Consider the following 7,885-nt stretch of genomic DNA (forward strand, 5'->3'; position numbering starts at 1 on the left):
GAAGCGGTGCGATCACCGACCACTCGAAATCCGTCAGGTCAAAGCGCGCCATCTCAACCTCCAGGGCTGAGATCAGTGAATCAAAACAATGCTCCGCTGGGAATCCCCTTATGGGTATGTCACCTAGCGGGCGGTGGCCGTTCCGCATCGCGCGCGCGGACAGTGGCGGATGCGCTGGATGCCGGATGGATGCAAAAGGAAATCCAGCGGCTCGAAAACGCGGTGGAACGTGATCCTGCGCTTGCGATCGGCACAGCGAAAGACCTTGTCGAAACCTGCTGCAAGACGATCCTGACTAAGCGCGGCGTCAAGGTCACCCGAAAGGCCGATCTGCCGGAGCTAACCAAACTTCTGACGAAGGAGCTGAAGCTGGTTCCGGAAGGCATTTCGGACATGGCGAAGGGTGCGGAGACGATCCGTCTGATCCTACGAAATCTCACGGCAATAACGCAGTACATCGCCGAGCTGCGCGGACTTTACGGCTCCGGACATGGTCGCGACGGAAAGCATCGTGGTCTCGAACCCCGGCATGCCCGACTGGCAGTCGGTGCGGCGGTTGCATTCATCGACTTCATGACTGAAACGCATCATCAGCGGCCAGCTCCTAAAGCCGACGAGTCCAACGTATGAAACCGTTTAGGCGCGGTGCGGCGGAAAGCCGCCGGCCCGAGTCCGCATTTGGCTGAAGGAAGCTTCTCGCGAATGATTAACACGAAGGTGGGTTTACGTCGAAGCACGATGGCCCATGATGGTGGCTGCCGGGTCCGCAGACTACAAATGCAATTTCTGTGATAAATTCGGATAAATTGGCAGAGTAGGAACGTGATGGCTGTCGATTGGAAAGATTATCAACAGGAAGCGGCTGAGTTTTTCAGGTCGCTTGGAATGTCTGCACACGTTGACGTAACATTACAGGGCGCAAGAACCACGCATGACGTGGATGTGGTGGTAAGATCCAAACACGCCGGCTTCGAAGTCCTGTGGCTTGTCGAGTGCAAGCACTGGAAATCGCCCGTTTCGAAAATCCATGTGCTCGGTCTTCGCGAGATCGTCAGTGATCTTGGTGCTGACAGAGGCATCCTTCTTTGTGAAGCAGGTTTTCAATCGGGGGCGGTCGAGGCCGCGAACCTAACTAACGTGCACGCTAGCTCCCTGGAGAATCTTTCGCTGGAAACAAAAAAGGACGTATCGGCTATGCGACTACGCGACATTGCCGATCGCGTAGCGACTGCAAAGTCGCTCTATTGGGATTTGGACAAGAGCTATCGGATAAAGGTCGGCCTTCGAGCGGACACCTTTGAGCAGGGCTACTCCGGCGATTTGATCCTTCAATATTCCGAGACGGTGCTGGGAGATGTGCGACTCCTGCGGTATCCGATCCAAATGGGAGAATTTGGTCGCGACCTTGGTTTCGATCTACCAAAAATCTATCACAGCTTCGACGAAGTTGCCGTTGCGTTGGACCCGATCCTCACCGATCTTGAGAAGCGATTAGCGCAGGCCCACGCCGCGTTGAAATGACGGACTCCTCAAGTGTTGGGCGCGAAGTGCATATCCGCAATGGGGGTCGTATCCGCAATGGCGGCTTTTGGCGTCAGACGAGTAAAGAGCAGACGTCGTGGCTAACCAACGTGGCGTCTTGAGCTGACCCCCGGCAGACGTTCGAGAGGTCCGCTTCCGGCGCAGCCCGCGTGAGCGATCAACCAGTTTTGGAGTCCTCGACGGCGGAATGCTGGATTCACATTGATACAGGCGGCGCCATCGCGCCGCGTCAACGCGGTTACGGCACTGATAATCGCGCGGCAACGCGGGCTTCGATCTTCAGCCGACGATTGTCCTCTGTGACCCACACGAGGTTCGTCGCCGTGCTTTGATCTTTACTGTAGCGGAAGATATGAGCTGCAGCTGACCGTTTGAGGGCTTCAGTGACAATGTAGATCACATAGTCCTCACGATGCTCGGACGAGAGCATTTTTGCATACTCGTTGGGCGTGAGCTCCGCCACGATCCCGCTACTTTGAAGACCCTTCACCTCAATCTTGAGGAGGGAGCCGTCGAAGCCGGTGGCCTCAAGGTCCCACCCCCGGCCGTATGGTTCGACGGATACTAGGCTTCTGCTTCCTCCCGCCTTGGACTCGTAATGTCGCCAAGCATGGGCGACGGCCGCCTTCTCGATTTTCCAGCGTAACTCAGGGTCCGGTTGTCTAGGCGATCTACCCTTTGCGGTACGCTTGGCGCTCGCCGGCCGCACGCCTCCCGCTCCAATGTATTGAAGCACATCGGCACGGAATGACTCGTCCTTGCCATACCAAACCGGGCTTTGACCAAGGTTGCCAGGCAATTTTGCGGTCGGAATTTTATAGAGACGGGCGTCAACCGACAACAAGGTCGCGTTCTCAGGCAAAGTCTCGACTTGATAATCCACATTGAAGCCCGCTCGGCGGGTGAGCGTGACCGCATTCGCCACGTGGCGGACGGTCGCAGCGTGATACCAGCCGACGATGTAGGTGATGCGGTTCCGTGGACTTCGGGCGATCCATACCACGGTCACTCCGGATACCGCCGTTGCCGCTCTTTTTGCGCCGAGTCTCTCAAGGGAGACCGCAGTGTTGCGAGGAATATAGCCGTAAACTTTGCCGCGATGGGGGCGAAAGTTCCACGCCTCATGCCCCACGGTGTTGTTCCTGAGGTGGCCGTGACCGCCAAGCGTCGGGTCCTCCGGCGTCGGTCCAGCGTAGTTTGTCATCCAGCCAATGTTGACGAACATCAACGGCGCCGGTCGCATCCTTGTAGCCATAATACCCCCAGATTTATTGACGTTTTCGGCGCACTTGCCGTCATTGCTAGTAGCGCTTCAGGAGGCGAAACGCCTGATCTGAGTGGGGGGCCGATCACTGGTCCGGGCCTTGCGCCGAAGCTTAGAGGTCGCGTCCGACTCCATGCAAGTGCATGCTGATGACTCCATTGCGGAACTTGGAAAAGTCAGCTGAACGGCGCTCGGGGCTCGCCCATCGGAACCTGAATTTCACGTCGACCAGAAAGCCCGCGGCTCACCAATACATGCGGCCCGCCCAAAGGCAGCCGGCAAACGCGGGCGATTAAAATAACAGCCGAACCCGATCGGGACACGCGTCGAGGTAGTGCGCTATGTATCCTGCAGCGTAGCCCCGAAGAAAATATCGAGGGGCGGCAGGCGCGAGGGGATACAGATGGACAGTGTTCACAACCCTGATCGCTACATGGCGGACTTGCGGCAGGTTCTGTCGCAAGGTCGCAAGCGCATTGGGCTACTCGTCGGCGCCGGTGCGCCGCTGTCGATCAAGGTCGACGCCAACGGATTTTTGAACCCGACCGGCCAGCCCTTGATCCCCGACGTAGACTCCCTCACGGCCAGGGTGCTCGGCGCTTTGACCGGCACGGAAAAGACGGCGGCGGCGGCGCTCCTCGCCGGGCTTGGGGCCAAGGCAAACATCGAAACGCTGCTCTCGAAAGTCCGCTTGCTGGAGCAAGCCTTGGGGACGACACCGATTCACGGGCTCGATGGGGCCGGCTATGCGGCGCTTGGCAAGTCGATCTGCAAGGAAATCGGTAGCCTCGTTGGTCCGAAATTACCGTCTGAGCGGAACGCCTACAATGAGTTGATCGCTTGGATCAGCGGCACGGTGCGCAGCAACGCCGTTGAGATCTTCACCTCGAACTACGACCTCCTTTTTGAGGAGGCCTTCGAGCAAGCCCGTGCGCCATACTTCGACGGCTTCTCCGGCGGTAGCGCGCCGTTCTTTGATCCGGTTACCGTGGCGGGTGACGACCTCCCTTCACGCTGGTCACGCCTTTGGAAGCTGCATGGGTCGCTCGGCTGGAGCCTTGAGGGGAGCGCGGTCGTCAGGCGTGGTGCACGAGACGCGACGCAGCTCGTCTATCCAGACTACCTCAAGTATGACCTGACTCAGAAGCAGCCTTATGCGGCGCTGTTTGAGCGTCTAAAGACGTTTTTGCTAACGCCCGACACCTTGCTGCTGGCCATCGGCTTTTCCTTCCGTGACGCGCATGTCTGTGCCGTCCTCGATGAGACCTTGGCCATGAACGCCAACACAGCCGTGTTTGCGTTTCAGTATGGCTACCTCGACAACGAGGAAGGCGCGTGTCGGCTCGCTTACGACCGGCCAAATCTGAGCGTCTATGGTGCTGACGCTGCGGTCATCAACGGCGTGCGGGGCCGCTGGCAACCAGGTGAGCTGGCAAAAAACTGGGGGGAAATTCGCGCCAGCTTTTGGGATCAACGGACACCGGAAGGCTCCGCGCAGTTCTTGCTGGGCGACTTCCAGCGGTTCGCGAGGTTCTGCGCGCTCGCCCAGGCGACAGAGTTGACCCGAACCGGAGAGGTTGAGGCGAAGCCGGAAGCAGTTTCTGAGGGCGCCGCCACCGAGGTCGTGTCTTGAACAGCACCGATCCCACATATCTCGGCTGCGTGAGCGCCGTATCGGGCGCCTCACTGACCGTGAAGTTAGCGGCATCCTTGGCGTCCGGCTTGGCCATCATTAACGGTCACACGTATCGGGTCGCTCAGGTCGGTAGCTTCGTGCGCATCCCCCAAGGCTATCAAGACCTGTACGGCGTCGTATCCGAGGTCGGTGCCACCGCCGCGCCCTCGACCATTATCGATGCGTCCGTCGACACCGGCAGATGGATGAAGGTCGAGCTGGCCGGCGAGGCGATCGGTGCCAAGTTCGAACGCGGATTAAGCCAACATCCAAATATCAACGACACCGTCCATATCGTTACGGAAGCCGACCTTCGGCGCATCTACGGCCAGGGCGGCGACGACCAGGTGGCGATCGGCACGCTGTCCACGGCCGAAAATATAGTCGTCCGCCTTTCCCTCGACAGCCTTGTCACCCGCCATTGTGCGGTCCTTGGCTCGACAGGCTCCGGTAAGTCCACGACCATCGCTAGCCTACTACGCTCTATCGTTCGGCCGGAGGCTCCAGCGGCCGGCTCACCGGGCGCCCGGATTCTGCTGCTGGACCTGCACGGGGAATATTCGAAGGCGCTCTCTGACGTTGCGAGGATCTTTAGTGCGACGCCTCAGCCCGGAGAAGACCCGCTCTACGTGCCGTTTTGGGCGCTGGAGGCAAGCGAGTTGCTCGACTTCGTCGCGGGGGGCTTGAACGACAATCAGGAAATTGCCTTTACCGACAAAATCCAGGAGTTGAAGGCGACAAGACTGGTCGCCGCGCCTCTACCGGGCCTAGACCCGCAATCGCTGACGGTGGACAGCCCGGTTCCATTTAGCCTGAAGCAGCTCTGGTATGACCTGATCGACTTCGAGACCACAACTTTCACCGGCCCGCAACGAGACCAGCCGGCCCGCGAGAACCCCGGCGACGCCGCGACTCTAACGCCGCCGCGTTATACGCCGCACGCCATGGGCGCGGCCGGTCCCTACCTAAATGGTGCCGCGAAAGGTATCCGTCGTCAACTCAACCTTCTGCGATCTCGGTTGCTCGACCGTCGCTTCGACTTCCTCCTTCATCCTGGACCTTGGGAGCCGGACCTCAACGGCGTCGTGGCCCATGACCTTGATGCCCTTTTGGCCGGGTGGCTTGGCCACGACCGGCCGATCACGATTTTAGACCTCTCTGGCGTGCCGAGCACTGTGCTGGAGCGCCTGATTGGATCGATTTTACGGATCGTCTACGAGGCACTGTTTTGGAGCCGGGAGAAAACGGAAGGCGGCATACTTCGACCGCTTCTGGTCGTCATGGAGGAAGCGCATCGATACCTCGGGCCTGACACAGGGGGCGTCGCCTCGGCGATCGTCAAACGCATCGCCAAAGAAGGCCGGAAATACGGTATCGGGGCGATGCTGGTTTCTCAGCGCCCGGCCGAGGTGGATGAAACCGTCCTGTCGCAGTGTGGAACGCTGATTGCCCTACGCCTCTCGAACCCAGCGGACAGGAGTCGGGTCAAAGGAGCGCTCCCGGATAACTTGGCTGGGCTGATGGACCTTCTCCCGGTCCTGCGAACCGGTGAAGCGATCATTGCCGGGGAAGCTGCCCGGCTTCCGGTTCGATGCCGTGTAACGTTGCCGTCGGAAGCCCATCTGCCCAGAAGCGCAGACCCGGAGGTGACGGTAGCTTGGTCGGCGAGGCGGCGCGCCGAGGGTTATGATCGTGTGGTCGCGTCCTGGCGAGCACAAAGCACAACGGCAGTCGCCGTTGTGACCAACATTCAGCGTGAGGCTGTTGCGCCAGACGTCGAGGAGGAGGGTTAACCATGGATCGCCAGCTTGTGGCCTCAACGAACATCGCGTCGATCGGTTATGACGAGCCGAGCGAGACCCTCGAGGTCGAGTTCAGCGACGGCACCGTCTACCAATATTACAACGTCGGCGCGGCGCTCTTTGAGCAGTTGATGCAAGCGACGTCGAAAGGTCAATTTCTAAACGCCTACATCAGGAACGCCTATCCCTATTCAAGAGTAGGCTGACGACGTAGTTTTCCAATGTTGACTGACAGCTAGACGTTGGCTTTGGCCGGCGATAGGAATTTCCTGTAGTATTCGGTCTGCTCGTCGAGGTTACTATGGCTTATGATGCTAAGGTGCTGCCGGTGATGATCGCGTCGCCGAGCGACGTGAATGATGAGCGGAAAATCGTCAGGGACGCGCTGGCAGAATGGAACGTCATCCATTCGCAGGAGCGGCAAGCCGTGTTCCTACCAGTTGGGTGGGAAACCCACTCCTCTCCGGAGTTGGCCGGGCGACCCCAGCAAATCATCAATGATAGGCTGTTGAAGCATTGCGATCTTCTCGTCGGAATCTTTTGGACACGTGTGGGCAGCGACACAGGAAAGGAGATCAGCGGTTCGATCGAGGAAATTCTGGAGCACCGAAACGCCGGTAAGCCAGTGCTGCTGTACTTCTCGGAAGTCCCTGTGAAGCCTGGTAGCGTGAATGACGATCAGTGGGCAAAACTCTTGAACTTCAAGGAATGGGCCAAAACGGAGGGCCTGTTCTCAACTTATGAGTCAGTCGATCAGTTCAGAGCCCATTTTCCACGTCATTTGGGCCTCACGCTTAAAGACAACGAGTATCTTCAGTCGTGTTTGGCAAGGTCCGATGACCCTGCAGACTTGTTGGGCGCTTTCGAGCTTGGCCTGCGTGAAATTCACATCAGCGAGCAAGCCGAAGCTCTTCTGAAAGCGGCTGTGTCTGGTGATGGAGACGTCATTCTCAGTGAATATATCGGCGGCGCATCTATTCAGGCGGGGAGCGAAATCTTCCCCGCCAACACTCGGAAAGAATTGGCGAAATGGAAGTCCGGAATCCAAGATTTACGAAACGCCGGGCTTATCGAGGACCGCGGTTACAAAGGCGAAATCTTCGAGGTGACCCACGCCGGCTACGAATATGCCGAGCGACAAGGGTGGCCGGTCAGCGATGCTGAGCCTGACTAAGAAGGAGGGCCGTTCGATAGTTAGGATCGAGGCGGAAGTCATCCTCATCGGATCCTGAGCATCTCCGAGGCGAGGTTGTTCGTCGAGAGGGTTTGCGGTCTCTTTGCGAGTGGAATGCCAGCTTCCGCTCTTGGCGCCCCCTGGCCAGCTCCGTCAGGGTGTGGCTAGTCGCCAGCCTTCCAGCATTCATAACGTTCGTGAGGAGCGTGGAACCCCGACAGACTGGGTTTGGTCTTCAAAGACCAGATCTTTTGGGCAAGCGCCTCCAGATCGGACGCCGCATTCGGGCTCCAGTTGTGGCGTAAGCGTCGTCCTCAGGCCACGCTACTGAGGGTGGGCTTGGCGGGATAGGCCCATGGCATGAGCTCATCGATGCGGCTGTTGGGGTGGCCCTCGACGATGCGGGTGATGATGTCCGTGAGGTAGGC

General features: G+C 58.8%; 8 protein-coding genes. 6 read left to right on the plus strand and 2 right to left on the minus strand.

All coding sequences use genetic code 11. The features are described 5' to 3' along the window. The coding region (locus tag ACO2RV_RS24745) for an abortive infection family protein (RefSeq protein WP_423296866.1) at positions 1–630 on the plus strand (630 nt) is incomplete at its 5' end. Between the two features lie 195 nt (positions 631–825). Beyond that, positions 826–1,521, plus strand: coding sequence for a restriction endonuclease (locus ACO2RV_RS24750; RefSeq protein ID WP_423296872.1), 696 nt, complete (start codon positions 826–828; stop codon positions 1,519–1,521). Positions 1,522–1,780: 259 nt separating this feature from the next. Here the strand turns inward: ACO2RV_RS24750 and ACO2RV_RS24755 are convergent, their stop codons facing one another. Continuing rightward, on the minus strand, positions 1,781–2,767 hold the full coding sequence (locus ACO2RV_RS24755; RefSeq protein ID WP_423296867.1) for a DUF3883 domain-containing protein: 987 nt from the start codon (positions 2,765–2,767) through the stop codon (positions 1,781–1,783). Between the two features lie 442 nt (positions 2,768–3,209). Here ACO2RV_RS24755 and ACO2RV_RS24760 point away from each other — a divergent pair, with 442 nt between their 5' ends. From ACO2RV_RS24760 to ACO2RV_RS24775, 4 genes are all read left to right on the plus strand, one after another. After that, on the plus strand, positions 3,210–4,439 hold the full coding sequence (locus ACO2RV_RS24760) for an SIR2 family NAD-dependent protein deacylase (protein WP_423296868.1): 1,230 nt from the start codon (positions 3,210–3,212) through the stop codon (positions 4,437–4,439). Further along, a complete protein-coding gene (locus tag ACO2RV_RS24765) occupies positions 4,436–6,274 on the plus strand; it encodes an ATP-binding protein (protein ID WP_423296869.1) in 1,839 nt (612 codons plus the stop codon). Before ACO2RV_RS24760 ends, ACO2RV_RS24765 begins: the two co-directional genes overlap by 4 nt. Before the next feature lie 2 nt (positions 6,275–6,276). Continuing rightward, on the plus strand, positions 6,277–6,489 hold the full coding sequence (locus tag ACO2RV_RS24770) for a KTSC domain-containing protein (protein WP_423296870.1): 213 nt from the start codon (positions 6,277–6,279) through the stop codon (positions 6,487–6,489). 95 nt (positions 6,490–6,584) lie between these two features. Then, positions 6,585–7,457, plus strand: coding sequence for a hypothetical protein (locus ACO2RV_RS24775; RefSeq protein WP_423296871.1), 873 nt, complete (start codon positions 6,585–6,587; stop codon positions 7,455–7,457). A 314-nt stretch (positions 7,458–7,771) separates the two neighbouring features. Here ACO2RV_RS24775 and ACO2RV_RS24780 read toward each other — a convergent pair. After that, positions 7,772–7,885, minus strand: a 114-nt coding sequence (locus ACO2RV_RS24780) for a transposase domain-containing protein (protein ID WP_423296770.1), incomplete at its 5' end; no start/stop codon positions are given.

The sequence above is a fragment of the Ancylobacter sp. VNQ12 genome (assembly GCF_049445835.1).
GTDB lineage: Bacteria > Pseudomonadota > Alphaproteobacteria > Rhizobiales > Xanthobacteraceae > Ancylobacter.